Genomic DNA, 24571 nt, shown 5'->3' with positions numbered 1-24571 from the left:
AGCTCGCTGGTAGCCAAGGAGATTCGCCGCATGACCGAGATCCGCTACGACGTGACCGACGGCGTCGCGCTCATCACCCTCGACGCGCCCGAGCGCCGCAACGCCCTCTCCGTCGAGATGTCGCGCGAGCTCATCGACGCCGCCCGCACGGCTGAGGCCGACGACGAGGTCGGTGCCGTCGTCGTCACGGGCGGAGCCCACTTCTGCGCGGGGGCGGTCCGCAGCGTCCTCGCCGACACGGGCCGTGACCCCGTCGAGGACGAGGCCTACCGCAACCTCGAGACCGTCTACGCCGCGTTCACGACGATCGGCGGGGTCGCGGTCCCGACCGTCGCGGCCGTGCGCGGGGCGGCAGTGGGGGCCGGCCTCAACCTCGCCCTTGCCACCGACCTGCGCATCGTCTCGCGCACGGCCCGGCTGCTCCCCGGCTTCGCCCAGATCGGCATCCACCCCGGCGGCGGCCACTTCACGCTCATCAACCGGGTCGCCGGGCGCGAGGCCGCCGCGGCCCTCGGGCTCTTCGGCGACGAGGTCGACGGCGAGCGCGCCGTCGCGCTGGGACTCGCCTGGGCGGCCTACGACGACGGCGACGTGCAGGACGCGGCGATGGCGGTAGCCGTTCGGGTCGCCCGGGACCCCGCCCTCGCCCGACGGATGGTCGCGAGCTTCCGCCGGGAGACGGCGCCCGGGGGCATGCCGTGGGACGTCGCCGTCGAGCTCGAGCGCTCGCCGCAGATGTGGTCGCTGCGCCGCAAGCACGGGGTGTGAGGCACGGCTCACCACGAATCCGGCATTTCGGATCCTCGGGGGTCGTGGTGCAAGGATGGGGAAGTTGGCCGTCCCCCACCGCGAAGGAGCACCTGTGCTGGCGTCCTACCGACCTCTCTTCGAGGTACCGGGGGCACGCGTCTTCATCACCGGCGGGCTGATCGCCCGCTCGGCAGGCTCGATGTTCGCCGTGTCCGTGGTCGCGATGGTCTCGGCACGCACCGGCTCCTACGCGCTCGCCGGGGCCGTGGTGGCGGTCGGGATGGTCTCCCTGGCGCTCTTCGCCCCCTTCCTCGGGCGGCTCGTCGACCGCTACGGCCAGCGCCGCATCGCCATCCCCTTCTTCCTCTGGTCGGGGTTCTGGGCCGTCATGACCCTCCTCGTCTCGATGCGGGGGCTGCCCTCGTGGCTGCTCTTCATCACGTTCCCGCTGTGCGGCGCGATCCCCAACCTCGGCACGATGGCCCGCGCGCGGTGGTCGCACATCTTCGCCGACGACCCACGCAACCTCCACGCGGCGATGTCGTTCGAGCAGGTCATGGAGGAGGTCACCTTCGTCATCGGACCGGTCCTCGCGATCTGGCTGTCGACGACGCTCTTCCCCGAGGCGGGCTTCGCCTTCGCCACCGTCGCCTACACCGTGGGCGTGCTGATCTTCATCTCGGCACGGTCCACGGAGCCGCCGGTCGTGCCGCACCACGAGCGACCCACCGAGCACGCCTACACGGTGCCGGGCCTCATCCCGCTCGCCTTCATCATGGTGATGACGGGGGCGATCTTCGGCGTCAACGAGGTCGTGACGCTCGCCGTCTCGCAGGAGCTGGGCGCGCCGAGCGCCGCCGGCGCCATCCTCGCGTTGTATGCCGTGGGGTCGGCCTCCGCGGGCCTCGTCTTCGGGCACGTCTCGCACGGCCGCAGCCTCGTCAAGCTCCTCATCGCCGGGACGTTCGGGATGGCGGTCCTCGAGATCCCGGTGCTCTTCGCCGGCAACCTCTGGGTCCTCGCTGGTCTCATGCTCGTCGCGGGCATGGCCACCGCTCCGACCCTCATCACGACGATGAACCTCATCGAGCGGATCGTCCCCAAGGCCCAGCTCAACGAGGGCATGACGATCGTGCTCACGGGACTCATCATCGGCATCGCGGCCGGCTCGGCCGTGTCGGGCATCGTCGTCGACCACGTCGGACCGCAGCACGGCTACTGGGTCGCGATCATCGCGGGCGCCTTCGCCTTCGTCATGGCCCTGGGCACGCGCGCGTTCCTCACCCGCCGCGAGCTGCACAACCTCCGCTGACCCGAGCCCACGGCATACGCCCCGACTGAACCGTCGAAAGGCCACGTTTCGCCGGTGCCACCACGTCGAAAGGCCACTTCTCCGACGAGAAGTGGCCTTTCGACTGCTCCGAGGCCACAGATCGTGGCCTCTCGACGGTGGGGCGGGGTGTGCCCGGAGGGTCAGTGGCCGGCGGGGGCCACCACGACGTCCTCGTCCTTCGCCGGCGCGGCCTGACCGGGCTTGGGGCCCAGGTCGATGTTCGGCAGGAAGAGCGTGGCGATGAACGCGAGGACGAGCACCCCGGCAGCGACGACGAAGACGACCGACATCGCGTCGGAGAAGCCGACGAGGAACGGCTTGGCGAGCGCCGGGTCGAGCTGGTTGATGAACGAGCTGTCCGACAGGGCCGCGCCGCCGACGCCCGCCCCCGAGCCGCCGGACTGCCGCGCGGCCTGGAGCTGCTCGATGAACGCCTTGTTGGCAGCCGGGTCGCCACCGGTCGGGTTGCGCAGGGCCGCCTGGAACTCCGGGGTCGGGGCGATCGCCGCGAACGCCTCGGAGATCTTCGTGCCGGCCTGCGAGAAGAGGATCGACAGGAAGACCGCGGTGCCGAGCGTGCCGCCGATCTGGCGGGTGAAGGTCGCGGACGACGTGGCGACGCCCATGTCGCGGCGGTCGACGGCGTTCTGCACGGCGAGGGTCAGCGGCTGGAAGTTGAAGCCGAGGCCGATACCGAAGAAGAACATCACGATCATCGTCTTCCAGAGCGGGGTGTCCGCGCCGACGAAGTGGAAGGCGAAGAGCGACAGGACGAGGATCGCCGCGCCCATGATCGGGAAGTGGCGGTAGCGCCCGGTCCGGGAGATGAGCTGACCGGAGACGATCGAGCCAGCCATGATCCCGAGGGTCATCGGGAGCAGCTGGAGGCCGGCCTGGGTCGGCGACGAGCCCTTGACGATCTGCAGGTAGAGCGGGATCGCGGCGAGGCCGCCGAACATGCCCATGCCGATGAAGACCGAGGCGACCGACGACGACGCGACGGTGCGGTTCGTGAAGAGGCGCAGCGGGATGAGCGCCTCCTCACCCATGGACCGCTCGAAGAGGAAGAAGGCGACGAGACCGGCGAGGCCGATGGCGTAGCAGGTGATGGAGGTCGGTGAACCCCAGCCCCACGCACGTCCCTGCTCGGCCACGATGAGCAGCGGCACGAGGGCGACCGAGAGGCTGAGGGCGCCCCAGTAGTCGATGCGGTGGTCGAGACGCGTGTGCCGGAGGTGCAGCGTGCGCGTCACGACGATGAGCGCGGCGACGGCGATCGGCACGTTGACGAGGAAGACCCAGCGCCAGCCGGTGACGCCGAGGAGCGTCTCCTGGCCGGCGAAGAAGCCGCCGATGACCGGGCCGAGGACGCTCGAGGTGCCGAAGACGGCGAGGAAGTAGCCCTGGTACTTCGCGCGCTCACGCGGCGGCACGATGTCGCCGATGATGGCGAGGGCGAGCGAGAAGAGGCCGCCGGCGCCGATGCCCTGGACGGCTCGGAAGGCCGCAAGCGACGGGATCGACCACGACAGCGTGCAGAGCATCGAGCCGATCGTGAAGATCGTGATCGCGAAGATGAAGAGCTTCTTGCGCCCGTAGATGTCGCCGAGCTTGCCGTAGAGCGGCGTCGTGATCGTCGCGGTGATGAGGTATGCCGTCGTGACCCATGCCTGGCCGGCAAGGTCGTTGAGGTCGTCGGCGATGACGCGCATGGCGCTCGCGACGATGGTCTGGTCGAGCGCGGCGAGGAACATCCCCATCATGAGCCCGACGAGGATGGTCAGGATCTCCTTGTGGGAGAGCACCGGTCGCGCGTCGGGGCCTGCACCGGCTGGTGCGTCCGCGGTCGCGTCGACGCGAGGCGGCTCGGCGGTGGTGTCGGACATGTCAGTCCTCTTTCTGCTTCTGGGCTCTGGTGGAGTCGAAGGGCATGGGGGGCGGCGCTGCACCCCGGGCCCGGAGGTTGCTGTCGAGCGCGTCGCCGAGCTCGCGGAGCCGGTCGACGAACTCCTCGGCGGCAGGGCCGTCCCACTCGGAGAGCAGCCCTTGGAACCACCTGGCGCGGCTCGACTGGATGCGCTCGAGGGCCGCGCGGCCGTGGTCGGTGAGGGAGACGACCCACGCCCGCCCGTCGCTGGGGTCGGCGCTCTTCTCGAGCAGTCCGCTCGCCACGAGTGCGCTGACCTGGCGGCTCACGGTGGAGACGTCGTTGTGCAGCGTCGTCGCGAGCTCGGAGATGCGGACGGTGCCCTGGCCCGCCACGACGAAGAGCACGGGGTATGCCGTGACGTCCACGCCGTCCTCGAGCCGAGGGGCGGTGTGCTTGGCCGCGACGAGCAGCTTCTGGACGCGGAGGAGCCCGAGGAAGACGTCGTTCGCCTCGTCCCTGCTCACGGCCATCACATGCCCCCTGGGTCAACTACTTGCTTGCAGCATGCAAGTATTTGCCCGAACCGTCTCGGCTGTCAACTCACCTGTCGAAGGTTTGTCCAGCCATCGGATCGTCTCGCCACGTGCGGGGCTCATGTGGTTGTCTGTGGTCTCGCGCCATCGGGGAGGTGCGAGGATGACTCACGTGCCCGAACCGTCCAGCAGTGTGCGGAGCAGCCGGGCCAGATGTGCAGGGAGTGCCATGACGAGCGACGTTCCCGTCGATCCGACGATCAACGACGCCTTCCGACAGATGTCGGCCCTGATCTATGCCGGCGCCGACGCCGGCTCGATCCACCAGTCGCTCGTCGACTCCGCGCTACGCCTCGTCGAGGGCTGTGACCGGGCGTCGCTCCTCGTGCGCACGCGCGACCGCTACGTCACGGCGGCGAGCACCGACGACATCGCCCGACGCATCGACCAGATCGAGCTCGAGGTCGGCGAGGGCCCCTGTGTCGACGCCATCGTCTCCGAGGCCTACCAGCACGACGCCGACCTCACCGACGCGAAGACCCCGTGGCCGCGCTTCACCGAGCGCATCGTCGCCGAGACGCCGGTCCGGTCGGCCATCGGCTACCGGCTCCTGCTGGAGGGCGACAAGGTCGGTGCCCTCAACCTCTTCTCGGACACCCCCGGCGGGCTCACCTCGAAGTCGGCCGACGTCGGCGCGGTCATCGCCTCGTTCGCCTCGGTCGCGCTCATGGCGATCCGGGCGCGCGAGGAGGCGGCGACCCTCCGACAGGGGCTGACGAGCAACCGCGAGATCGGCAAGGCCGTCGGTCTGCTCATGGCGGCGCACCACATCAGCGGCCAGGAGGCGTTCGAGCTGCTGCGCAGCACCTCGCAGGAGCTCAACATGAAGCTGGCCCAGGTGGCTTCGCAGGTCATCGAGGGGCAGGAGTCGCAGTTCGGTCATGCCGGCCCGGCCGGCGGTGCCACGGCGGACTCGACGGTCTGACCCGACGCCGCGCCCGACGCGCCCGACGTGGGCGCGCACGCGGGCACGACCCTGTGCTGGATGACGAGTGGCCCCGACGCGCCTGACGGGCGTCGGGACCACGGTCGGAGCGGCGGGGGATCAGGCCGAGGCCATGCCCTCCGCGGACAGCTGGCGGCGCAGCTCGTCGAGCGTGCGCCGGAGCAGGCGGCTCACCTGCATCGCGCTGAGCCCCATGGACTCGGCGATCTCGGCCTGCGTCATGTCGCCGCCGAACCGGAGCTCGACGAGCTTCTGGTCCCGGGCGGGGAGCCGCCCGAGAGCGGTGCGCACGACGATGCCCTCGTCGAGGGCGGGGTCGGACCCCGAGTCGCCGCGGGCGTCGAGCAGGTCGAGGACCGGACGGCCACCGTCTGCGGTCGTCGCGTCGAGGGAGGCGGGGCGCAGGTTGGTCGCCGCGACCTGGGCCTCCTTGACGGCATCGAGTGTGATGTCGAGCTCGTGGGCGAGCTCGCCGGCGTCCGGGTCGTGGCCGAGCCGCTGCTCGAGCCGTGACCTCGTGTCGGTGACGAGCTGGCGTCGCTCCTGCAGCTCGCGCGGCGGGCGGACGAGCCAGCCGTGGTCGCGGAAGTGGCGGCGCAGCTCACCGGTGATGGTGGGTGTGGCGTAGGCGCCGAACTCGGTCGGTTTGGACAGGTCGAACCGCTGGAGCGCCTTGAGCAGTGCGAGGAACGCGACCTGCTCGAGGTCCTCTCGGTCGAGGCCCTTGCCCGAGTAGCGGTGGGCGAGAGAGCGGGCGAGCGGCATGTGCAGCACGGTCACGGTCTCGAGGGCGGTGGCGCGCTCGGACGACGAGTCCGAGGTGCGCAGGGTACTGATGAGCTCTCTGGTTCGCGCATCCTTGCGCGGACCCACGGATGGGTCGGTCATTTCAACTCCGATGGATCGGATCCCCGATGCGGCGCTGGCTTGACCGACTACTAGTGACGCTAAGCCGTTGCCCCTATATACACAAGGTGGACTTCGGCCCCGTCCAGGGGTCCCGAGGTGTATACGCGGGCGCGAGCAGCGACGGCCCTGGCGGTGTTCCCGAGGTGCGTGGGACCAGCCGGCTCAGGGGCCTCAGTGCGTGACGACGACGAGCGCCTCGAGGACGCGCCGGGCGATGTCCTCGTCGCCGGTGACGGTGTAGTGGATCTCGTCGACGCCGCGGCGTCCGGCGGCCCGACGCGTCAGGGCGTCCGTCGTGAGGTGGATCGACGTGACGTCGAGCTGCTCCTCACCCTCGGGCCGGTCGTTGCCGCTGAAAAGTGCTTCGCCGTAAGGGCGCCCGTCGTCACCGGTGATGATGCGCACCCCACCGCGCGCGACGACGGGACCGCTCACGTCGAGCACCACGGCGTGGCCGGCCCCGATGCCGGCGACCCTCGAGGCGATGCGCGGGAGGGCGGCGAGGATGTCGGCGGTGAAGACCGCGGCACTCGCGGAGTCGAGGTTGCCGGGCCGGTCGAGGGCGGCGCGGAGGTCCTGCTCGTGCACCCAGGCGTCGACGATCCGACGGTGCAGGTGGTCGCCGAAGGTCGTCTCGGGCCCGAAGAAACCGCCGATCACGGTGTCGATGTCGGCGTCCGACGTGCGCAGGTCGGCGACGCGCTGCGGGTGGAACTCGGCCAGCTCGGCCACGACCTCGCGTCCGGAGAGGCCGCGCCGCGCCTCGACGTCGACCTCGACGAAGCGGGCGAAGTCGCTGTGGACGTGCGGGTAGTCGGGAACCTCGACCTGGGGCCGCGGCATGCCGGCGAAGGACTTCTCGGCCCCGACGACGTGGGCGATCTGGTCCTTGACGGTCCAGCCGGGGCACTCGGTCTGGATCTCGAAGTCCTCGTCTCGGCAGGAGTGCCCGAGGTCGATGATCGACTGCACGGAGTGGTCGAACGCGTCGATCAGTCCGTTGCGGTCGTCTGGGGCGGCCGGATGCATGGGCATGTCATCAGACTACTTACCCTTGAGGCATGCCAACCCTGCAGCGAGACGGTCTCGCCGGCCCGCGGACAGGCCCCACCTCCCCGGCCTCCGGGCTCGTCCCGCTCGTGCTCGCCGCCGTCGTGGCGGTCGGTCTGCTGGCGAGCGTGGTCGCCGCGCGCTACACCGGCGCGGCCGCCCCGTTGCCCGGCGGCTTGACCGACGCGGGCCCGGTCGTCCGCTGGGCCCTTCCGCTCGTCCGGGTCGTCCACGACGTCGCCGCCTCGCTCACCATCGGCTCGCTGCTCCTCGCCGCCACGATGATCCCCGGCCGCACGCGCGCCGAGAGCGCCGCGCTCGACGAGCCGCGCCGCGCCGCCGCCCTCCGGGTCGCGACCGCCGCGGCGTTCGTCTGGGCGCTCGCGGGGGCCGTCGGCGTCGTCTTCACCTTCGCCGATGCAGCAGGTATGCCGCTCAGCGACCCTCTCTTCGGACGCAACTTCACCGGGTCGGTGTGGTCGATCGAGCCGCTCCGGGTCGGGCTCATCAGCGCGGTCGCCGCGTTCGTCGTCGCCTCGGTCGCCGCCGTGGCCCGCTCTCGTGCGGTCGCGCTCGCGCTCACCGTCGTCTCGGCGTTCGGCCTGCTCGTCCTCGGCCTCGCCGGCCACGCGGGCGGGTCGGCCGACCACGAGACCGCCGTCAACGCGATCGCCGCCCACCTGCTCAGTGCCGCCGTCTGGGTCGGTGGACTCCTCGCACTGATCGTGCTCCGTCGTCCCCTGGGTGACGCGCTCGGCGTCGTCGCCCGCCGCTACTCGACCGTCGCCCTCTGGTGCTATGTCACCCTCGGCGCCTCCGGCGTCATGTCGGCCACGACGCGGCTCGGCTCGTGGTCCGACCTCGCGACGCCCTACGGCGTCCTCGTCCTCGTCAAGGTCCTGGCCTTCGCGGTCCTCGGGGTCGCGGGCGTCTGGCACCGGCGCGTCACGCTCGATCGCATCGACGAGACCGGCACCTCGGGTGCCGGCGCCGCCGGCACCGGCGTCCCTGAGGGTGCCCGGAGGCTGCGGAGCCGGCTCTTCGTGCGCCTCGCCGTCGCCGAGACCCTCGTCATGGCGCTCGCGTTCGGCGTCGCGACCGCGCTCGCGCGGAGCGAGCCCCCGGTGCCCGAGACGGTGGCAGACCCGAGCGCCGCGCTCTCGCTGACCGGCTACCCCGCGCCACCCGCCCCCACGGCGATGTCGTGGCTCACGGCCTGGCGGGTCGAGTGGCTCTTCCTCGCCACCGGCCTGCTGGCGGTCGGGCTCTACCTGGCCGGTGTCGTGCGCCTGCGCCGTCGTGGCGACGCCTGGCCGGTGATGCGGACCGTCAGCTGGGTCGTGGGCTGGCTGCTCTTCGTCTACGCCACCAACGGCGTGCTCGGCATCTACGGGCGGGTCGCCTTCTCGTGGCACATGACGCTGCACATGCTCGAGGCGATGGTCGTCCCGATCTTCCTCGTGCTCGGTGCGCCCGTGACGCTCGCGCTGCGCACCGTCCGGTCACGCCGCGACGGCACGCTCGGCCCGCGCGAGATGCTTCTCGCGCTCATCCACTCGCGGTTCCTCGCCGTCGTCGGCAACCCGGTCTTCGCGGCGGTCTTCTTCTTCATGAGCCTCGTCGTCTTCTACTGGACCGGTCTGTTCCAGCTGGCCCTGCAGACTCACACGGGGCACCTGCTCATGACCGCGCACTTCGTCCTCACGGGCTACCTCTTCGCGTGGGTGCTCGTCGGGGTCGACCCGGGCCCCAAACGCTGGAGCCCGGCGCTGCGCCTCGTCGTGCTCTTCGCGACGATCTCCTTCCACGCCTTCTTCGGTGTCGCGATGATCAGCGGCACGACGCTCCTCGGCGGAGACTTCTTCCCGACGGTCGCCATCCCGTGGGTCACCGACCCGCTCGCGGACCAGCGCTACGGCGGGGGTGTGGCGTGGGCCATCGGTGAGCTGCCGAGCCTCGTGCTCGCGCTCACCGTCGCCCTGCAGTGGTTCCGCACCGACAGCGCGGAGTCGGTGCGGCAGGACCGCCGGGCCGACCGTGACGGCGATGCCGAGCTCACGGCATACAACGAGCGTCTGGCCGCGCTCGCCCGCCGCGACGAGGGCTCGCGGCGCTGACCGGGCGGTCGGAGCTTCACTACTACTCGATGTAGTATTGGCGTCGAGGAGGCGACATGCCGCAGCGACCGTCCGACCCGAGGTGCCCGACCCGGCTCGGAGAGCCGTGCACCCTCTGCTTCCCGGGGGCGAGCGGACCGCAGGACTGTGGCCTCGTCTACCTCGTCCGGAGCGACCCGGAGCTCCGCGAGGAGCTCGCGGCACGACGCCGCGAGCGCCACGCGGCGCAGCTCAGCGCACCGGCTGCCGCAGCTCCGTGACCCCCGCGTCGGCGTCGCCTGTCGGCGACTCGAGGTAGACCTCCCGACAGGGGCCGTATGCCGTGAGCTCCGTCGCGTCGACCTGCGTCGCGAGTGCGAGTCTCGCCTTGATGGCCTGCAGGCGACCGCGGTCGGCCGCCTCGCGTGCCCAGGGTGCCCGCGGGACGGAACCGCGGGCCCGGCACCGGCTCGACCGTGTGAGAGTTGGACCATGAAGGTTGCGCTCATCCAGCTGGCCTATGGCGACGACGAGTCGGTCGCCGACCGCACCGCCCGCGTCGTCGATCTCGTGCGGGCCCAGGCCGGTCACGACCTCGTCGTGCTGCCCGAGCTGTGGTCGGCCGGCGGCTTCGACTACACCGCGTGGGACGAGCGGGCCGAGGCCGTCGACGGGCCCATCGCGCAGGCGCTCGCCGCCGCCGCCCGCGAGGCCCGGGTCACGCTGCACGGCGGCTCGATCGTCGAACGGGCCGAGCCCGCCGAGCCCGGTGGGCGAGGGCTCTGGAACACCAGCCTCGTCTTCTCGCCCGACGGCGAGCTCGTCGCGACGTACCGCAAGATCCACCGCTTCGGCTTCGGCGAGGGCGAGCCGACCCTCATGGACGCGGGGGAGGACCTCGTCGTCGTCGACGTGCCCGTCGCGGACGGCGGCACGGTGCCGGTCGGGCTCTCGACGTGCTACGACCTGCGCTTCCCCGAGCTCTACCGGCGCCTTCTCGAGCACGGCGCCGAGGTCTTCGTCATCCCGGCGGCCTGGCCGCGCAAGCGGGTCGCGCACTGGACCCTGCTCGGCCAGGCGCGTGCCGTCGAGGACCAGTGCGTCGTGCTCCAGTGCAACACCGCGGGCACGCACGCCCGCCACGAGATGGGTGGCCACTCGCAGGTCGTCGACGCGACCGGGAAGGTTCTGGCCGCCGCCGGCCTTGACGAGGAGGTGCTGAGCATCGACATCGACACCGCGGCGACGCCGGAGTGGCGCCGCACGTTCCCCGTGCTGACCGACCGGAGGCTCTCGTGACGCCCGGTGCCGGGGTCGAGACCGCCTCGCTGCGCTCCCGCGTCAAGGTCCGTGCCCCCGAGCTCGTCGGCCGTGGCTGGCTCAACACCGGCGGACGGTCGCTGTCGCTCGCCGATCTGCGCGGTCGGGTCGTCGTCCTCGACTTCTGGACCTTCTGCTGCGTCAACTGCCTCCACGTGCTCGACGAGCTGCGGCCCGTCGAGGCGCAGTTCCCCGACGCGCTGACCATCATCGGCGTCCACTCGCCGAAGTTCGAGCACGAGGCCGACGCCGACGCGCTGGCCGCCGCCGTCGAGCGGTATGCCGTCCACCACCCCGTGCTCGACGACCCCGAGCTCGTGACGTGGAAGGCGTATGCCGCCCGCGCCTGGCCCACGCTCGTCGTGCTGGATCCGGAGGGCTACGTCGTCGCGTCGATGTCGGGGGAGGGCCACGGCCCGGGTCTCGCCTCCCTCGTCACGGAGCTCGTCGAGGAGCACCGGGCCAAGGGCACCCTCCGGCCGGGCGACGACCCCTACGTCCCGCCGCCGGCCCCCGACACCGCCCTTCGCTTCCCCGGCAAGGCGGTCGCCCTGCCGGACGGGTCGTTCGTCGTCAGTGACACGGCCGACCACGAGGTCGTGCACCTCGAGGACGACCTCGAGACCGAGCGGGCCCGGTGGGGTGGCGACGGTCTGCTCAACGAGCCGCAGGGCGTCGTCCTCGCGACCCCCGACGTGGCCGAGCGGCTCGGCATCGACCTGCTCGTCGCCGACTCGGTCAACCACCAGGTCAAGGGAATCCGCTTCTCCGACGGCTCGGTCCACGTCGTGGCCGGCACCGGGTCGCAGCTCCGCGAGCGCACCGGGGGCGGTCCCGCCCTCGAGCAGCCGCTGTCGACGCCGTGGGACCTCGCGTGGCTCGGCGACCGGCTCCTCGTCGCGATGGCCGGCACGCACCAGCTGTGGGCGTGGACGCCGGGCAACACCCTCGAGGACGGCCGCGTCGAGGTCGTGGGCGGCACGTCCAACGAGGGCCTCGTCGACGGGCCGGCACCCGAGGCGTGGTTCGCCCAACCCTCCGGGCTCTCCGCCTCCGCCTCCGGCGACCGGGTCTGGGTCGCCGACTCCGAGACCTCCGCCCTGCGGTCGGTGACGACCGGTGCGGACGGCGGCCTCGTCGTCGAGACCCACGTCGGCACCGGCCTGTTCGACTTCGGTCACCGTGACGGCGACGCCGCCGACGCGCTGCTCCAGCACCCGCTCGGCGTGACCGAGCTGCCCGACGGCTCGGTCGCCGTCAGCGACACCTACAACGGTGCCGTCCGACGCTTCGACCCCGTGACGGGCCAGGTGTCGACCTTGGCCCAGGGACTGGCCGAGCCGAGCGACGCCGTCGTCGAGCACGACCCCGAGACCGGCGAGGTGCGCCTCGTCGTCGTCGAGTCCGCTGCCCACCGCCTCACCCGCGTGAGCCTGCCCGAGGCCGCCCAGCGCGTCGACGGCCCCGCCCACCGCACCCAGCGGCCGCCGACTCCGCTGCCCGCCGGTGAGGTCGCCCTCGAGGTGACCTTCGTGCCGCCGACCGGGCAGAAGCTCGACCTGCGCTGGGGCGACCCGACACGCCTCGACGTGTCCGCGACGCCCGACGCGCTCCTCGTCTCCGGGGCCGGGCGGGCCGAGGGCCTGACCCGGACGCTCGTCCTCCGTGACGGCATCGGGTCGGGCACGCTGCACATCTCCGTGCAGGCTGCCGCCTGCGACGGCGACCCCGAGACGGGCGAGGTGCCCGAGCACGCCGCGTGCCACCTCTTCCAGCAGGACTGGGGGATCCCGGTCACCCTCGACCCGACCGCCGATGCCACACTGACTCTCGACCTTCGCGGGGTCCAGGCCGCAAGCTAGCCGGTTCGACCCCCCGGCAGGTCGTGACGAGACCAGCGGACGACAAGGCGGCACACGTGGCACGACCGGCATCTGGTGGCAGCGGACGCTCCGTCCTCTCGGCGGTGTGCGGGCTGCTGGCCATCGTCCTGCTGCCCGTGTCGCTCGTCGGCTTCTGGGCGTCGGTCATGCTGACGCGCACCGATGTCTTCGTGGAGGAGCTGCGGCCGGTCGTCACGAAACCGCTGGTCCAGGAGGCCCTCACCGACGGCGTCGTCGAGGGCGTCCTCGGCGCGGTCCAGCTCCAGCCGGCGATCGAGAAGGCGCTCGAGGCGCCGATCCGGACCCAGGCTGCCGCCCTCGTCGCGAGCCCCCAGGTCATCACGGCCTGGGCTACCGGCATCCGGGCGCTGCACACCCAGTTCATCGCCGTCATGGAGGGCCGGGCCGACACGAAGCTCGACGACCAGGGGCGCGTCTCGGTGCGCCTGACGATCCCGGTCCCGGCCCTGACGTCGACGCTCGAGCAGGCCGGGGTCCCCGACGCCGGGTCGATCGCGCCGGTCGTGACGATCCCCCTCGTCAAGGCCACCGACCTGCAGAAGGCCCAGGCGGCATACCGCATCGCCGACGCGTGGGGCCCGTGGGGACCGCTCGTCGTGGGCGCCCTGGCGCTGCTGTCGATCGCGCTCGCGCGGCGCTGGCGCACGGCGACCACGCTCGTCGCCATTGGCTGGATCGTCACGGCCCTCGCGCTCGCCCTCGCCGTCATGGTCTCGCGCGAGCCGCTCATGCGCCGCGTCGACCCGGAGGTGGCGCGCACCATCGCCGACGCCGCCTACGGTCTCGCGGCGCGCACCCTCTACTACGAGATCGCGATCGCCGTGGGTGTCGGGGTCGTCATGCTCGTCGTCTCGGCCGTGTCTCTCGCGTTCGGGCGGCGGCGCTCCGGCTGACCGCGGGCCCGTCGATGCCGGGATCGTGACGGTTTGCCGACCGGCGGGTATGTGGACCGCAGGTACGCGTCCAGGGCGTACCCCAGCCAAGGAGACCTCATGGGTATCGGACTCGGGATCTTCCTGCTCGTCGTCGGCGCGATCTTCAGCTTCACGAACATCGACTCCAGCGTCCTCAACCTGAGCAGCAGCACGGGCAACACGATCGGGATCATCCTCATGGTGGCCGGCGCGCTCGCGATCATCCTCGCGCTCGTCCTCAACGCCCAGCGCGCGCGCACCCAGCACACGGTCGTCACGGAGCGCCGGGGCGCTCCCGACGTCGTCGAGCGCCGGGTCGACGGCGACGAGGTCGTCGAGCGTCGCGTCGAGCACCGCGACGGCACCATCTAGAACCGTCGGAGGGCCACGAACCCGGCCCTCGACCGTCGAAAGGCCACGAACCGGAACTCCGGTTCGTGGCCTTTCGGCGGTGGGTGAGTGGGGGACGGGGGGCTGAGCCACGGACGGTGGCCTGAGCAGGAGAACTCACCTGCGCGGGGCGCTGTCCGTGCTTCGATGAGACGTGAGCCGGACCCACCCCGACGCGTCGCCCCGCACGGCCTCCGAGATCGACGCCGCGACCCCCGCCGACCGGGACCGCTGGGTCGACACCCTCCGTGTCGGGTCTCTCCTCGTCGTGGTCCTCGGGCACTGGCTCATGGTCTCGATCACGCCCGACGGGCAGATCACGAACGCGCTCGCGGTCGTGCCGGCCCTCCAGCCACTGACCTGGCTGCTCCAGGTCATGCCGCTCTTCTTCCTCGTCGGGGGCGTCGCCCACGCCCACACGCTCGAGTCGCTCGAGCGCCGGCGACCCGAGCCCCGCGGACGGTATGCCGCGTTCTTCCGGGCGCGGGCGACGCGCCTGCTGCGCCCCACCCTGGCCTTCCTCGCCGTCTGGGTAGCGCTCGGCGTCGTCGCCGACCTATCGGGCCTGACGTCGCGTCCCGGTGACGCGGGGAGGCTCGCACGCGACGCCCTCGTCATGGTGCCGCAGCTGCTGTGGTTCGTCGGGATCTACCTGGGGGCCTGTGCCTTCGCCCCGCTGATGCGTGACCTCCACCGGCGCTGGGGCCTCGTCGTCGTCGTGGTGCTCGTCCTGCTGGCGTGCGTCGTCGACGTCGTGCGTTTCGGGGGCGGCCCCGAGCTCGTCGGCAACCTCAACTTCGCCCTCGTCTGGCTGGCCCTGCACCAGCTCGGGTTCGCTTGGCGTGACGGCCTGCTCACGACCGCACGCGGCTGGGCGATGGCCCTCCTCGGTTTCGGCGCGATGGGTCTCGCCGTCGCGTTCGGGCCCTACCCGACGTCGATGGTGGGCCTCTCCGGGCAGGCCGTCTCCAACATGGCGCCGCCCACGGCGGCCCTGCTCGCCCAGGGCATCGGCATCTGCGGCCTCGCCGTCGTCCTGCGGCCGGTCATGGCGCGCGTGCTCGCCCGGCCCCGTGTCTGGCGCTCGGTCTTCCTGGCCGGACCCTTCGCGATGACCGCCTTCCTCTGGCACCTCACGGCGCTCATGACGGTGCTCCTGGCGCTGCGCGCAGTCGGCGTCGTCCAGCCGTCCGTCGCGTCGTGGCAGTGGTGGCTGACCCGGCCGCTCCTCTTCGCCGTGCTCGCGGTCGTGACCGGCCTGCTCGTGGCCGTCTTCGTTGGCTTCGACCGCGGGCCTCGCCCGGCGGCGGACGCCGTGCCGGAACCGCGGGGCTGGGTCGACCCCGTGGCCGCCGTGTCGGCGGGCGTGCTCTTCTTCGGCATCCTCATCGTCTCGATCGTCGGCGTCGACGTGCTCGGCAACCGGCCGGTCTTCTTCCTCGTCGGCGACGTCACGCCGGTCGTCGGCTTCGTCGTCCTAGCGGCCGGCCTGCTCCTGCTAGGGGCGACCCGCCCCCGCGCACCCCGCACCTGACGCGCGCTCCACCCGTCGAGTGAGCGCCCCGTCCCTGTCGAGTGAGCGCTCCGTCCCAGGGAAACTCGATGGCAGCGCCCACGCGCGGACCCCTACCGTCGTGCCATGGAGACGAGGCTCATCGACGTGCACGACGACGCCGTCTGCGCCCGCGCGTACGACGTCATCATCGCCAGCAAGGGCCACGAGCGCCCGTGGAACGAGCCACCGTCCCTCGCGGAGACGCTCGTCGAGTGGCGTCACGTCGACGAGGCCGAACGCATGGAGATGTGGGCGGCCCACGACGGTGACGAGCTCGTCGGCGTCGCGACGCTCTGGCTGCCGCTGTCGGACAACACGACGATGACGTGGACCGACGTCCAGGTCGACCCGGCCCACCGCAGGCGCGGCGCCGGCACCGCCCTCGTCGAGCGCCTCCTCGAGCGGGCCCGTGAGGAGGGTCGCGTCACGATGGTCGTCGACTTCCTCGTGCCCCCGGAGTCGGACGGACACGGCTACCGCCGCTTCGCCGAGCGGCACGGCTTCCACCTCAGCAACACCGAGATCATGCGCCACCTCCAGCTGCCCGTCGCCGAGGAGCTCCTCGCCCGGCACGCCGAGCACGCCCGACCGCGCTGGGAGGGCGTCTACCGCCTCGAGACCCATGTCGGCGGCGTGCCCGAGCACCTGCAGGAGTCGCTCTGCGCCGTCATGAACCAGCTCGCCGTCGACGCGCCGACGGGCGACATCGAGTTCGAGGAGGAGTCCCTCACGCCGGCGCGCTACCGGGAGTACCTCGACGTCGCGAGTGCCCAAGGGCGCGTACGCCTGACGACCGTCGCGGTCCACGAGGACAGTGGCGACGTCGTGGCCTACACCGACTTCATGCTGCCCTCGGGCGCCCCTGGGATCGCTTGGCAGTGGGGGACGCTCGTGCACCGCGACCACCGGGGACGTCGGCTCGGCATGGCCCTCAAGGTCGAGAACCTCCGGCGTCTGCAGGTGGACCACCCCGAGCGGCAGCGGGTCGTCACCGGCAACGACGACACGAACTCGTGGATGGTCTCGATCAACGAGGACCTCGGCTTCCGCATCGTCGAGCTGTGCCCGGCCTACCAGCGGTCGCTCGCCTGACCTCGCTCGTCCCCCTCGGTCGTCGCGACCGAGCCGGCTCGCGTTCCACTCACGGCCGCGCCACCGCGCGCCCGCCACGGCACCCCGTGACCGGGGCGGACGGCATACGCACGCCGTCGTGAGACGACGAGGCGCCCGCTCCCCGGGTGGGGAGGGGCGCCTCGAGGTGAGGGGTGGTGCGCGTCAGAACGCGGACTCGGGGACGTCCATGAGGTCGTTGTCGGTGGCCTCGGCGATGGCGCGCTCGGCGGCGAGCTTCGGCAGGACGTTCTTGGCGTAGAAGGACGCTGCGGCGACCTTGCCGCGGTAGAAGTCGGCGTCCTTGCCCGTGGCGCCGCCGTCGATAGCCTTCTGGGCGACCTCGGCCTGGCGGAGCAGCAGCCAGCCGACGACGAGGTCACCGGCCGCGAGGAGCAGGCGGGTCGTGTTCTGGCCGACCTTGTAGAGGTTGGCCGTGTCGCCGCCCATCCGCGGGTCGCTCTTCATGGCGTCGCCGATCATGTGGCCGACGATGCCCTGGACGTCCTCGAGGGCCCGGCCCAGCAGCTCGCGCTCGGTGTCGAGCGAGCCGCCGAGGTCCTTGGCGAACTCCTGGATCTGTCCGGCGACGTGCTGCAGGGCCTGGCCCTTGTCGCGGACGATCTTGCGGAAGAAGAAGTCGAGCCCCTGGATGGCGGTCGTGCCCTCGTAGAGCGTGTCGATCTTCGCGTCGCGGACGTACTGCTCGATCGGGTAGTCCTGCAGGAAGCCCGAGCCGCCGTAGGTCTGGAGCGACTCGGTGCCGAGCAGCACCCAGGCGCGCTCGGAGCCGAGGCCCTTGACGAGGGGCAGCATGAGGTCGCTGATCCGGTTGGCGACCTCGGCCGCCGAGCCCCTCTCGAGCGGCACGGCCGGGTTGCCGGCCTGCGCCTGGTTGACCGCGTCCTGCTGGCTCGCGGTGTAGATGACGAGGGCTCGCAGGCCCTCGGCATACGCCTTCTGGAGCATGAGCGAACGGCGGACGTCGGGGTGGTGCGTGATGGTGACGCGCGGCGCCGCCTTGTCGGTCATCTGCGTCAGGTCGGCGCCCTGGACGCGCTCCTTGGCGTACTCGAGGGCGTTGAGGTAGCCGGTCGAGAGTGTGGCGATCGCCTTGGTGCCGACGAACATCCGGGCGTTCTCGATGACCTTGAACATCTGGGCGATGCCGTCGTGCACGTCGCCGAGCAGGGTGCCGACGGCCGGCTCGTGCTCGCCGAAGGTGACCTCGCACGTGGTGCTGACCTTGAGGCCCATCTTGTGCTCGACGTTGGTGACGTGGGCGCCGTTGCGCTCGCCGAGCTCGCCGGTCTCGAGGTCGACCTGGAACTTCGGCACGATGAAGAGGGAGAGGCCCTTGGTGCCGGGGCCTGCGCCCTCGGGGCGGGCCAGGACGAAGTGGACGACGTTGTCGACCATGTCGGACTCGGCCGAGGTGATGAAGCGCTTGACGCCGGTGATGTGCCACGTGCCGTCGGGCTGCTGGACGGCCTTGGTGCGGCCCGCGCCGACGTCGGAGCCGGCGTCGGGCTCGGTGAGCACCATGGTCGTGTGCCAGGCCTGGTCGACGATGTGCTTGGCGAGCTTCTTCTGGTCGTCGGTGCCGAGGTGCCAGAGGAGGTTGGCGAAGGAGTAGCTCGCCGTGAACATGTGGATCGCGGGGTTGGCGCCGCAGACCATCTCGGCGACCGACCAGCGCAGGGAGGCCGGCACGACCATGCCGCCGAGCTCGGCGGGGACGTCGAGGTTGCCCCAGTCGCCGTCGACGTAGGCCTTGAACGACTTCTTGAACGACTCGGGCATCGTCACCGACTGGCCGACCGGGTCGTAGACGGGCGGGTTGCGGTCGCTGTCGAGCAGGCTGTCGGCCAGCTCGTGCTCGGCGAGGCGTGAGACCTCGCGGAGGATGTCCTTGGCGGCGTCGACGTCGACGTCGGCGTAGATGCCGGTGCCGAGGACGTCCTGACGGTTGAAGACCTCGAAGAGGTTGAACTCGAGGTCACGCACATTGCTCTTGTAGTGGCCCATCCGGGGACCCTCCACGTTCTGTCGCTCGTCGTGCGTCCGCGCTGTCGTCGGCGGGCGCGCCAAGTTACTGGCCGGTCACTTCCATGATGCTACTGACCGGTAACGATCGCAAGGGGGAGAGGTCACGGTTGCGCCACGAGCGGCCTCCGAGGGCGTATGCCGCCCGGCCGGCCTGTGCGCCACGCACCCGTCGCCGGGACGGCCCGGTCGCAAACGGGGTGCGTCACGCGTCGGGAGCCGCTGGGATGGGGACATGGACGCCCGTCACCGCCTCGCCCTGGACCCCTTCGACTGGCAGCGCACCGCCTCGGGCCAGATCCGCGTGAGCCGGGGTGGCCGGCTCGTCGCCGGCGCAGCCGCACGCCGGCTCGAACGGGTGCTCGACGGCGACGACGAGGACGCGGTCCAGCACGCCCTGGCCCGGGCGACCGGCAACTACCGGCGCGGCAACGAGCGCTGACGGTGGGGAGCGCCGGCCACCCGGCCCGCGAGCCCCGACCCGACGGCATACGTGCTCGGACGGCATACGTGCCCGGACGGCATACGTGCCCGGACGGTATACGTGCCCGGACAGCAGAAGGGCCCGGACAGCAGAAGGGCCCGGACAGCAGAAGGGCCCGGACAGCAGAAGGGCCCGGTCACGGAGACCGGGCCCTTCCCATCTGGAGCAGGCGGCACGAATTGCACGTACGTCTTCCTTCTGGAAGAAGGCTGTTCTGCTACTGAACTACGCCTGCGAGGCGTCGCCAACCGTAGCAACAGTCGGGCCGCGACGTCCAAACGGCGCTCGGGCGCGCCGCCGGACCGCCCGCTCGGGTCCGGGCCGACGCGCTCGAGGTCAGCCGACGGTCACGAGCCGTCGCGCAGGCGGCGGGCGAAGGCCGACGACCGCGCCCGCAGCTCCTCGACACGTCGCTCGTCGAGGGCGAGCGGGTCGAGGCCGCCCTCCATGCCGTTCGGCGGGCGCCGGACGTGCGTCGAGCAGCTGAAGTCGGCGTGCACGAGGGTGCCGAGGCTGTTGCCCTCGCGGCCGGATGCCCCGGCCCGCCGGGCCACGAAGAGGGCCACCTCGCTCGTCGCAAAGGCGTCCTCGCACCAGGCGCACATCGCGCTCGCCTTGCGCGTGCGCTCTGCGGTCCGGAGGAGGAAGCCGACGGGTTCCTCGTCGACCGGGACGACGGCGTAGGCCCGTTGCGGGTTGCTGCGGTCGACCCAGCCGAGGTAGTCGAGCGTCTCCCAGCGCCATCCGAGGTCGAGGTCGGCGGGAAGGGTGGCCTGCTTGGCCTCACGCCGGGAGGCGTTGACGAAGGAGGCGCGAATCTCGTTGTCCGTCAATGGTTTCACGGTCTGTTCCTGTCAGTCGGGCAGGACCGGGTGACCCGGTCAGCCGGGGTGGGGGAGGTGGGGCGGGACCCTGACCGCTGAGCAGGCCATGACGGCCACCCACCTCTCCGCGGGCCTCCCCGCTGACGACTGACGTGCCCCGACGGAGCAGCGTCCATGGTGTGTCACGACGTCCGCGGTGGTCCACCGGTTTACCGGAGCGCAGCAGCGCCGGACTGCGTATGCCGTGGGCTGCCGAGGACGTCCATCACGCCGCGGTGGCCGACGGAATGTCCGCTCCCACCGCATTTGACTTGTCAACTATTGCCACAATCTGTTCGTGTAGGACCCTTTTCGTGACCTGTCTGTCACCGTCGATGGATGCTCATCGCCCGGGGTCTCCCCCGAGCGGCCCACCGCACGCCGAGTCCTGTCCACCGGTGGGGCAGCAACGCAATAACGGACAGGAGTGGGGGACCCACTTTCGGGCCGGCCAGCCGGTCCTTGGGGTGAAGCCGCATCTGCGGCCGGGCATCTTCCGCCCGAACCCGACAGCTCACCTCACAGGCGTGGGAAGGAATCCACCATGCCCGCTTCTACCCTTGCACGCCGAATTCCCTTGCAGTCCCTGGCTATCACGCCACTTCTCGCAGCCGCCCTCCTCGTCGGGACGGGTAGCGCGCCGACATCGTCGGTGACGCCCCAGGCGGCCTCTCGAGCGGGAACCGCTCCGGTCACCATCAAGGCCAAACCGGTCGCCTACGTCTCGGCCGCCACGCGTGCTGCGCGCGGCAGGACCGCCGTCAGGATCGCCGCCGCACAGCAGGGCGATCCCTACCGCTACGGGGCCGCGGGCCCGTCGGCGTTCGACTGCTCCGGCCTCGTCTACTACACCTACCGCACCCGTCTCGGCGTCGGCGTCCCGCGCACCGCCAACGCACAGAGACTCGCCAGCGTCCGCATCAGCAAGGCGAACGTCCAGCAGGGCGACCTCATCTTCTTCATGTCCGGGGGCCGCGCCTACCACGTCGGCATCTACGCCGGCTACGGCAAGGTCTGGCACGCACCCAGACCCGGCCAGCGCGTCCAGCTCTCGAGGATCTGGACGACGAGCTGGGTCGCAGGCCGCATGCCCTGACGCCCGTCACACCGTCCCGTGACCGGTGTCGGGCGCGTCCGCCACCGGCCACGGGACGGCGTATCAGTGACTGTCCCGTGGGCCTCTGTCCCCTGCGTCGTCCGACGTCCGGACCAGGGAGATCTCCATGACCACGTCACTGCCCGTCTTCGAGCTGGGCCGACCGCGGCTCGACCTCGAACGCGTCGCCGCCCTCGCCGCCGACCTGCTGGAGCTGCGGGGAGAGGTGACCGAGGACGGGGACCGTCTCTCCGTCTCCGACGAGAACCTCGTGCTCGAGGTCTTCACCGCCTCCGGCGAGCTCTTCGCGGCGGACCGTTCGCAGCTGCACAACCCATCCCTGCGACCCGTGCTGCCCACGCCTGAGGAGGCCTACGCGCGGGCGAGGGACCTCATGGAGCGCCACGCCCTCGCGCCGCGGACCGGTGAGCTCGTCGAGCTCGTCGAGCTCGGCCCCGGCGGTACCCACGTCGCTGCACGGGCACGCCGCCGCGCACGTGCGGACCGGCGCACCCGGCAGCTGGACGTGCAGGCACGCTTCACCCTCGGCATCCGCAACCCCGGGGTCGACTCGGAGCCGAAGGTCCTCCCGGTCATCGGCGGTGGTGGGAAGCTCTCGTTCACCTTCGGTGACGGGGGGCGGCTCATCGGCGCCAACGGCGGCTTCCGCCCGGTCGGCGAGCCGACGTTCGTCGACGCGCTCGACGTCGACGAGGCGTTCGAGAGGCTCGGCTCGGGCGACAAGCTCGACCGCGAGGGTGCCTACCTCGCGTACTACCTCGCGCCGGGTGACGTCGGTCAGGAGGTGCTCACGCCGGTGTGGGTCTTCACGAGCGCGTTCGACGTCGAGCACGCCGGTGGCAGGGGTCGATCGACCGTGCACGGGCGCCACACCTTCGTGGCGGCCACCGACCGCGGACCCGTCTTTGCGCAGGTGGAGGAGCAGTCGGAGCGGGGGGACAGGCCCCCGGCAGCCCGGAGACCCTTCGACCGCAACGGGGCCCGAGCCGACCGTGCAGTCAACCCGAGCGAGGCGGGCACCAGCTGGGTCAGGCAGATCGACCAGAGCACGCCCCTGGGTGGCAGCCCTGCCAACGCCCAGGGCTTCGTCGACGGCCTGTCGGCCGACGGGTGGCAGACGAACTTCAACTGGGGCGACCTCAACGCCTGGGAGTCGGACTGGCACTCCGACGACGACACGTGGGTCGACGCCGCCGACTTCGTCTTCTACACCGGCCACGCCAACCAGAACGGCTGGGTGCTGTGCGTGCCCGGCAAGAAGCAGTCGGTGCTCCTGACCCCGAGCTCCGTCGGTGCGGCGCCGGCATCACCCGGCGACCTCTACGGCCAGAACGACCTCGAGTGGTTCGCCGTGGCCGCCTGCGGGCCGCTCCAGGACGACGTCATCTCGGCCGGTGGCGGCGACGTGCTGAGCCGCTGGGACGGCGCCTTCGACGGCCTGCACACGATGCTCGGCTACGGCGCGATCACCTTCGACAACACCGATGAGGGACGCAAGCTGGCCCGCTACACCCGCGACGGAATGAGCGTCATCGATGCCTGGTTCCGGACCGCCAAGGAGGTCCAGCCAGCCACGAACGGAGAGGCCGCGCCCGACGGCCCGGACGTGTGGGTGGGTGCCATGTGGGTCACCAAGGCGGGCGTCGACCCCTCTGGCGACCACATCTGGGGCCACGGCTCGGTCGCCGCTGACCCGACGGCACCCACGCAGCTCGTCTGCATGTGGACGACCTGCTAGGCGGACGCCGCGAGACGAGCGAAGGCCCCGAACGGCATACCGGTCGGGGCCCTCGCGTCGTGTGGAGCGAGCGACGGGAATCGAACCCGCGTATCCAGCTTGGGAAGCTGGCGCTCTACCATTGAGCTACGCTCGCACGGGCCGCCCGGAGGTGCCCCGCGAAAGGGTCCGCAAGGCGGCACGCGGCGTCAGTGTAGCCGACACCGCGCCAGTGCCAGGAACGCGACCCCAGGGGCCGAAACCGTCATGGATCTCGCCAAGCAGACCGCCTTCGTCGACCATGTCCGCGAGCGCGGCGGGGCGAGTGCCCAGGTGGCCGTCACCCTCGAGCAGTTCTTCGAGGGCAACGACTGCGAGTGGTGCATCGCGCCGAACCGTCCCGAGGACGTGCCGCTCGACACCGTGCGCCGGGTGCTCTTCGAGCTGCGCGAGCACCCGGAGGTGCACGACGTGCGGGTGGAGCTCGACGTCCTCGAGTTCCAGGACTTCCCCGACGACGAATGGCCCTACGCGAGTGGGGTGGCCGTCATCACGACCCTGCTCCCCGAGGAGGTCGACGCGATGACGATCGATGCCGACACCGAGTCGAGCGGCGGCCCCGCCGCGAGCGCGCAGTGGCTCGTCGACGGGCCGGTCGTGCCCGACGGCCACCACTACGTCGGCGTGTGGTGGGACTGATGGCTGCCGACGGCGGCCCGATCGTGACGGGAGAGCTCGAGCAGGTCACCGACGCCGTCTGCTACCACGGCGAGGGGCCCGTGTGGTCGCCGACGTGGGGTGGGCTGCGCTGGGTCGACCTTCTCGCCGGTGACGTCCTGACCCTGCGCGCCGACGGCTCCGTCGACCGCCTGCACGTCGGCGACGTCGCCGCCTTCGTGCGGCCACGCAGGTCCGGCGGCTGGGTGGTCGCGACCGAGCGCGGTCTGGCGCTCGCGGACGAGCCGGACGGCACACCCGCCCCGTGGTTCGACCTCTGGGACGACCCGGCGGTCCGGATGAACGAGGGCGGCGTCGACGGCGAGGGCCGCCTGTGGGCGGGGACGATGGGCTACGACCGCGTGCCCGGCAGCGCGCGGCTCTTCCGTGTCGACGGCAACGGCGACGTCACGACCCTGCTGCCCGACGTGACGATCTCCAACGGCATCGACCTCTCGCCCGACGGCCGGCTCGCCTACTACGACGACACCCCGACCGGCCGCACCGACGTCTTCACGGTCGTCGACGGCGAGCTCACCGACCGGCGCCCCTTCGTCACCCACGACGTCGGCCACCCTGACGGGCTCACGGTCGACAGCGCCGGCAACGTCTGGGTCGCCCTCAACGGCGCGGGCCGCGTCCGCTGCCACTCACCGGGGGGCGACGTGCTCGCCGAGGTCGCCGTCCCCGTGCGCCTGACGACGGCGTGCACGTTCGGCGGCGACGACCTGCGCGACCTCTACGTCACGACGTCGCGCGAGAACCTCGACGACCCCGAGCCCCAGGCCGGAGCCGTCTTCCGCGTGCGCGTCGCGGTGCCGGGGCAGCCGGTGCGCGCCTTCGCCGGCTGAGCAGCAGCCCCCAGACCACCGAGGGCGTATGCCGTG

The 24571-nt window shown here is 71.6% G+C and carries 22 protein-coding genes, 2 tRNA genes and 1 riboswitch; of the genes, 16 read left to right on the top strand and 8 right to left on the bottom strand.

Annotated elements, in window-relative coordinates:
- The first annotated feature begins 30 nt into the window (after positions 1–30).
- Both ASH01_RS08805 and ASH01_RS08800 read left to right on the top strand, forming a co-directional pair.
- The gene (locus tag ASH01_RS08805) at positions 31–768 is read left to right on the top strand and encodes an enoyl-CoA hydratase-related protein (protein ID WP_056774356.1); all 738 of its coding nucleotides are present in this window, start codon (positions 31–33) and stop codon (positions 766–768) included.
- A gap of 94 nt (positions 769–862) precedes the next feature.
- Entirely contained in the window at positions 863–2062 is a 1200-nt protein-coding gene (locus ASH01_RS08800; RefSeq protein ID WP_056774354.1) for an MFS transporter, read from the top strand.
- A gap of 161 nt (positions 2063–2223) precedes the next feature.
- Here ASH01_RS08800 and ASH01_RS08795 read toward each other — a convergent pair whose 3' ends face one another.
- The gene (locus tag ASH01_RS08795) at positions 2224–3969 is read right to left on the bottom strand and encodes an MDR family MFS transporter (RefSeq protein ID WP_056774351.1); all 1746 of its coding nucleotides are present in this window, start codon (positions 3967–3969) and stop codon (positions 2224–2226) included.
- A 1-nt stretch (position 3970) separates the two neighbouring features.
- Positions 3971–4483, bottom strand: coding sequence for a MarR family winged helix-turn-helix transcriptional regulator (locus ASH01_RS08790; protein WP_056774348.1), 513 nt, complete (start codon positions 4481–4483; stop codon positions 3971–3973).
- 232 nt (positions 4484–4715) lie between these two features.
- Here ASH01_RS08790 and ASH01_RS08785 point away from each other — a divergent pair, with 232 nt between their 5' ends.
- Positions 4716–5471 carry a GAF and ANTAR domain-containing protein gene (locus tag ASH01_RS08785; protein ID WP_056774344.1) on the top strand — a complete coding sequence of 252 codons (756 nt, stop codon included), beginning with the start codon at positions 4716–4718 and terminating at the stop codon, positions 5469–5471.
- 120 nt (positions 5472–5591) lie between these two features.
- On the opposite strand, the gene ASH01_RS08780 is transcribed toward ASH01_RS08785, so the two are convergent.
- A complete protein-coding gene (locus tag ASH01_RS08780; protein ID WP_200959116.1) occupies positions 5592–6380 on the bottom strand; it encodes a sigma-70 family RNA polymerase sigma factor in 789 nt (262 codons plus the stop codon).
- A gap of 192 nt (positions 6381–6572) precedes the next feature.
- Positions 6573–7436 (bottom strand): maleylpyruvate isomerase family mycothiol-dependent enzyme, encoded by an 864-nt coding sequence (locus ASH01_RS08775; RefSeq protein ID WP_235509579.1) that lies wholly within the window; start codon positions 7434–7436, stop codon positions 6573–6575.
- 26 nt (positions 7437–7462) lie between these two features.
- Here ASH01_RS08775 and ASH01_RS08770 point away from each other — a divergent pair, with 26 nt between their 5' ends.
- From ASH01_RS08770 to ASH01_RS08735, 8 genes are all read left to right on the top strand, one after another.
- Entirely contained in the window at positions 7463–9568 is a 2106-nt protein-coding gene (locus ASH01_RS08770) for a cytochrome c oxidase assembly protein (protein ID WP_056774335.1), read from the top strand.
- A 56-nt stretch (positions 9569–9624) separates the two neighbouring features.
- Complete coding sequence (locus ASH01_RS08765) at positions 9625–9828, top strand: DUF6767 domain-containing protein (protein ID WP_056774332.1); 204 nt, start codon at positions 9625–9627, stop codon at positions 9826–9828.
- 211 nt (positions 9829–10039) lie between these two features.
- Positions 10040–10846 (top strand): carbon-nitrogen family hydrolase, encoded by an 807-nt coding sequence (locus ASH01_RS08760; protein WP_056774329.1) that lies wholly within the window; start codon positions 10040–10042, stop codon positions 10844–10846.
- A complete protein-coding gene (locus tag ASH01_RS08755) occupies positions 10843–12729 on the top strand; it encodes an NHL domain-containing thioredoxin family protein (RefSeq protein WP_056774327.1) in 1887 nt (628 codons plus the stop codon). Before ASH01_RS08760 ends, ASH01_RS08755 begins: the two co-directional genes overlap by 4 nt.
- Before the next feature lie 56 nt (positions 12730–12785).
- Entirely contained in the window at positions 12786–13664 is an 879-nt protein-coding gene (locus tag ASH01_RS08750; RefSeq protein WP_156415502.1) for a hypothetical protein, read from the top strand.
- A 99-nt stretch (positions 13665–13763) separates the two neighbouring features.
- A complete protein-coding gene (locus ASH01_RS08745) occupies positions 13764–14057 on the top strand; it encodes a DUF6458 family protein (protein WP_056774322.1) in 294 nt (97 codons plus the stop codon).
- A gap of 172 nt (positions 14058–14229) precedes the next feature.
- Positions 14230–15609 (top strand): acyltransferase family protein, encoded by a 1380-nt coding sequence (locus ASH01_RS08740; protein WP_056774319.1) that lies wholly within the window; start codon positions 14230–14232, stop codon positions 15607–15609.
- Between the two features lie 105 nt (positions 15610–15714).
- Positions 15715–16722 carry a GNAT family N-acetyltransferase gene (locus tag ASH01_RS08735; RefSeq protein WP_056774316.1) on the top strand — a complete coding sequence of 336 codons (1008 nt, stop codon included), beginning with the start codon at positions 15715–15717 and terminating at the stop codon, positions 16720–16722.
- 183 nt (positions 16723–16905) lie between these two features.
- Here the strand turns inward: ASH01_RS08735 and ASH01_RS08730 are convergent, their stop codons facing one another.
- On the bottom strand, positions 16906–18768 hold the full coding sequence (locus ASH01_RS08730) for an acyl-CoA dehydrogenase (protein ID WP_056774313.1): 1863 nt from the start codon (positions 18766–18768) through the stop codon (positions 16906–16908).
- Positions 18769–19021: 253 nt separating this feature from the next.
- Here ASH01_RS08730 and ASH01_RS08725 point away from each other — a divergent pair, with 253 nt between their 5' ends.
- Complete coding sequence (locus tag ASH01_RS08725) at positions 19022–19228, top strand: hypothetical protein (RefSeq protein ID WP_056774310.1); 207 nt, start codon at positions 19022–19024, stop codon at positions 19226–19228.
- A gap of 203 nt (positions 19229–19431) precedes the next feature.
- On the opposite strand, the gene ASH01_RS22925 is transcribed toward ASH01_RS08725, so the two are convergent.
- Together ASH01_RS22925 and ASH01_RS08720 are read right to left on the bottom strand one after the other, a co-directional pair.
- Positions 19432–19505, bottom strand: a tRNA-Gly gene (locus ASH01_RS22925).
- Positions 19506–19617: 112 nt separating this feature from the next.
- Entirely contained in the window at positions 19618–20112 is a 495-nt protein-coding gene (locus tag ASH01_RS08720; protein WP_056774307.1) for an FBP domain-containing protein, read from the bottom strand.
- Positions 20113–20533: 421 nt separating this feature from the next.
- Positions 20534–20676, top strand: a riboswitch (cyclic di-AMP (ydaO/yuaA leader).
- A 34-nt stretch (positions 20677–20710) separates the two neighbouring features.
- Here ASH01_RS08720 and ASH01_RS08715 point away from each other — a divergent pair.
- Complete coding sequence (locus tag ASH01_RS08715; protein ID WP_235509578.1) at positions 20711–21229, top strand: C40 family peptidase; 519 nt, start codon at positions 20711–20713, stop codon at positions 21227–21229.
- A gap of 127 nt (positions 21230–21356) precedes the next feature.
- Positions 21357–22988: a DUF6345 domain-containing protein gene (locus ASH01_RS08710; protein ID WP_056774303.1), complete on the top strand. Its 1632-nt coding sequence runs from the start codon at positions 21357–21359 to the stop codon at positions 22986–22988.
- A gap of 62 nt (positions 22989–23050) precedes the next feature.
- Here the strand turns inward: ASH01_RS08710 and ASH01_RS08705 are convergent.
- Positions 23051–23124: transfer RNA gene (locus tag ASH01_RS08705), tRNA-Gly, on the bottom strand.
- A gap of 110 nt (positions 23125–23234) precedes the next feature.
- Between ASH01_RS08705 and ASH01_RS08700 the strand changes: the two genes are divergently transcribed.
- Both ASH01_RS08700 and ASH01_RS08695 read left to right on the top strand, forming a co-directional pair.
- Positions 23235–23666 carry a hypothetical protein gene (locus tag ASH01_RS08700; protein ID WP_056774299.1) on the top strand — a complete coding sequence of 144 codons (432 nt, stop codon included), beginning with the start codon at positions 23235–23237 and terminating at the stop codon, positions 23664–23666.
- Positions 23666–24535 (top strand): SMP-30/gluconolactonase/LRE family protein, encoded by an 870-nt coding sequence (locus ASH01_RS08695; RefSeq protein ID WP_056774298.1) that lies wholly within the window; start codon positions 23666–23668, stop codon positions 24533–24535. The genes ASH01_RS08700 and ASH01_RS08695 overlap by 1 nt, the downstream gene beginning before the upstream one ends.
- Positions 24536–24571 lie beyond the last annotated feature (36 nt).

Origin of the sequence: Terrabacter sp. Soil811, assembly GCF_001429655.1 — a bacterium.
In the GTDB taxonomy this organism is placed as follows: Bacteria; Actinomycetota; Actinomycetes; order Actinomycetales; family Dermatophilaceae; genus Terrabacter.
The sequence above is the reverse complement of the archived record's forward strand: the minus strand, read 5'-3'. Positions and strand labels throughout refer to the sequence as shown.

What these genes read in the sequence shown, in the direction of transcription:
- ASH01_RS08700 (WP_056774299.1), top strand. Translation starts at nt 23,235, where the DNA reads ATGGATCTCGCCAAGCAGACCGCCTTCGTCGACCATGTCCGCGAGCGC.
- ASH01_RS08725 (WP_056774310.1), top strand. Translation starts at nt 19,022, where the DNA reads ATGGACGCCCGTCACCGCCTCGCCCTGGACCCCTTCGACTGGCAGCGC.
- ASH01_RS08805 (WP_056774356.1), top strand. Translation starts at nt 31, where the DNA reads ATGACCGAGATCCGCTACGACGTGACCGACGGCGTCGCGCTCATCACC.
- ASH01_RS08790 (WP_056774348.1), bottom strand. Translation starts at nt 4,483, where the DNA reads ATGGCCGTGAGCAGGGACGAGGCGAACGACGTCTTCCTCGGGCTCCTC.
- ASH01_RS08775 (WP_235509579.1), bottom strand. Translation starts at nt 7,436, where the DNA reads ATGCCCATGCATCCGGCCGCCCCAGACGACCGCAACGGACTGATCGAC.
- ASH01_RS08730 (WP_056774313.1), bottom strand. Translation starts at nt 18,768, where the DNA reads ATGGGCCACTACAAGAGCAATGTGCGTGACCTCGAGTTCAACCTCTTC.
- ASH01_RS08780 (WP_200959116.1), bottom strand. Translation starts at nt 6,380, where the DNA reads ATGACCGACCCATCCGTGGGTCCGCGCAAGGATGCGCGAACCAGAGAG.
- ASH01_RS08735 (WP_056774316.1), top strand. Translation starts at nt 15,715, where the DNA reads ATGGAGACGAGGCTCATCGACGTGCACGACGACGCCGTCTGCGCCCGC.
- ASH01_RS08760 (WP_056774329.1), top strand. Translation starts at nt 10,040, where the DNA reads ATGAAGGTTGCGCTCATCCAGCTGGCCTATGGCGACGACGAGTCGGTC.
- ASH01_RS08765 (WP_056774332.1), top strand. Translation starts at nt 9,625, where the DNA reads ATGCCGCAGCGACCGTCCGACCCGAGGTGCCCGACCCGGCTCGGAGAG.
- ASH01_RS08785 (WP_056774344.1), top strand. Translation starts at nt 4,716, where the DNA reads ATGACGAGCGACGTTCCCGTCGATCCGACGATCAACGACGCCTTCCGA.
- ASH01_RS08710 (WP_056774303.1), top strand. Translation starts at nt 21,357, where the DNA reads ATGACCACGTCACTGCCCGTCTTCGAGCTGGGCCGACCGCGGCTCGAC.
- ASH01_RS08695 (WP_056774298.1), top strand. Translation starts at nt 23,666, where the DNA reads ATGGCTGCCGACGGCGGCCCGATCGTGACGGGAGAGCTCGAGCAGGTC.
- ASH01_RS08795 (WP_056774351.1), bottom strand. Translation starts at nt 3,969, where the DNA reads ATGTCCGACACCACCGCCGAGCCGCCTCGCGTCGACGCGACCGCGGAC.
- ASH01_RS08745 (WP_056774322.1), top strand. Translation starts at nt 13,764, where the DNA reads ATGGGTATCGGACTCGGGATCTTCCTGCTCGTCGTCGGCGCGATCTTC.
- ASH01_RS08770 (WP_056774335.1), top strand. Translation starts at nt 7,463, where the DNA reads ATGCCAACCCTGCAGCGAGACGGTCTCGCCGGCCCGCGGACAGGCCCC.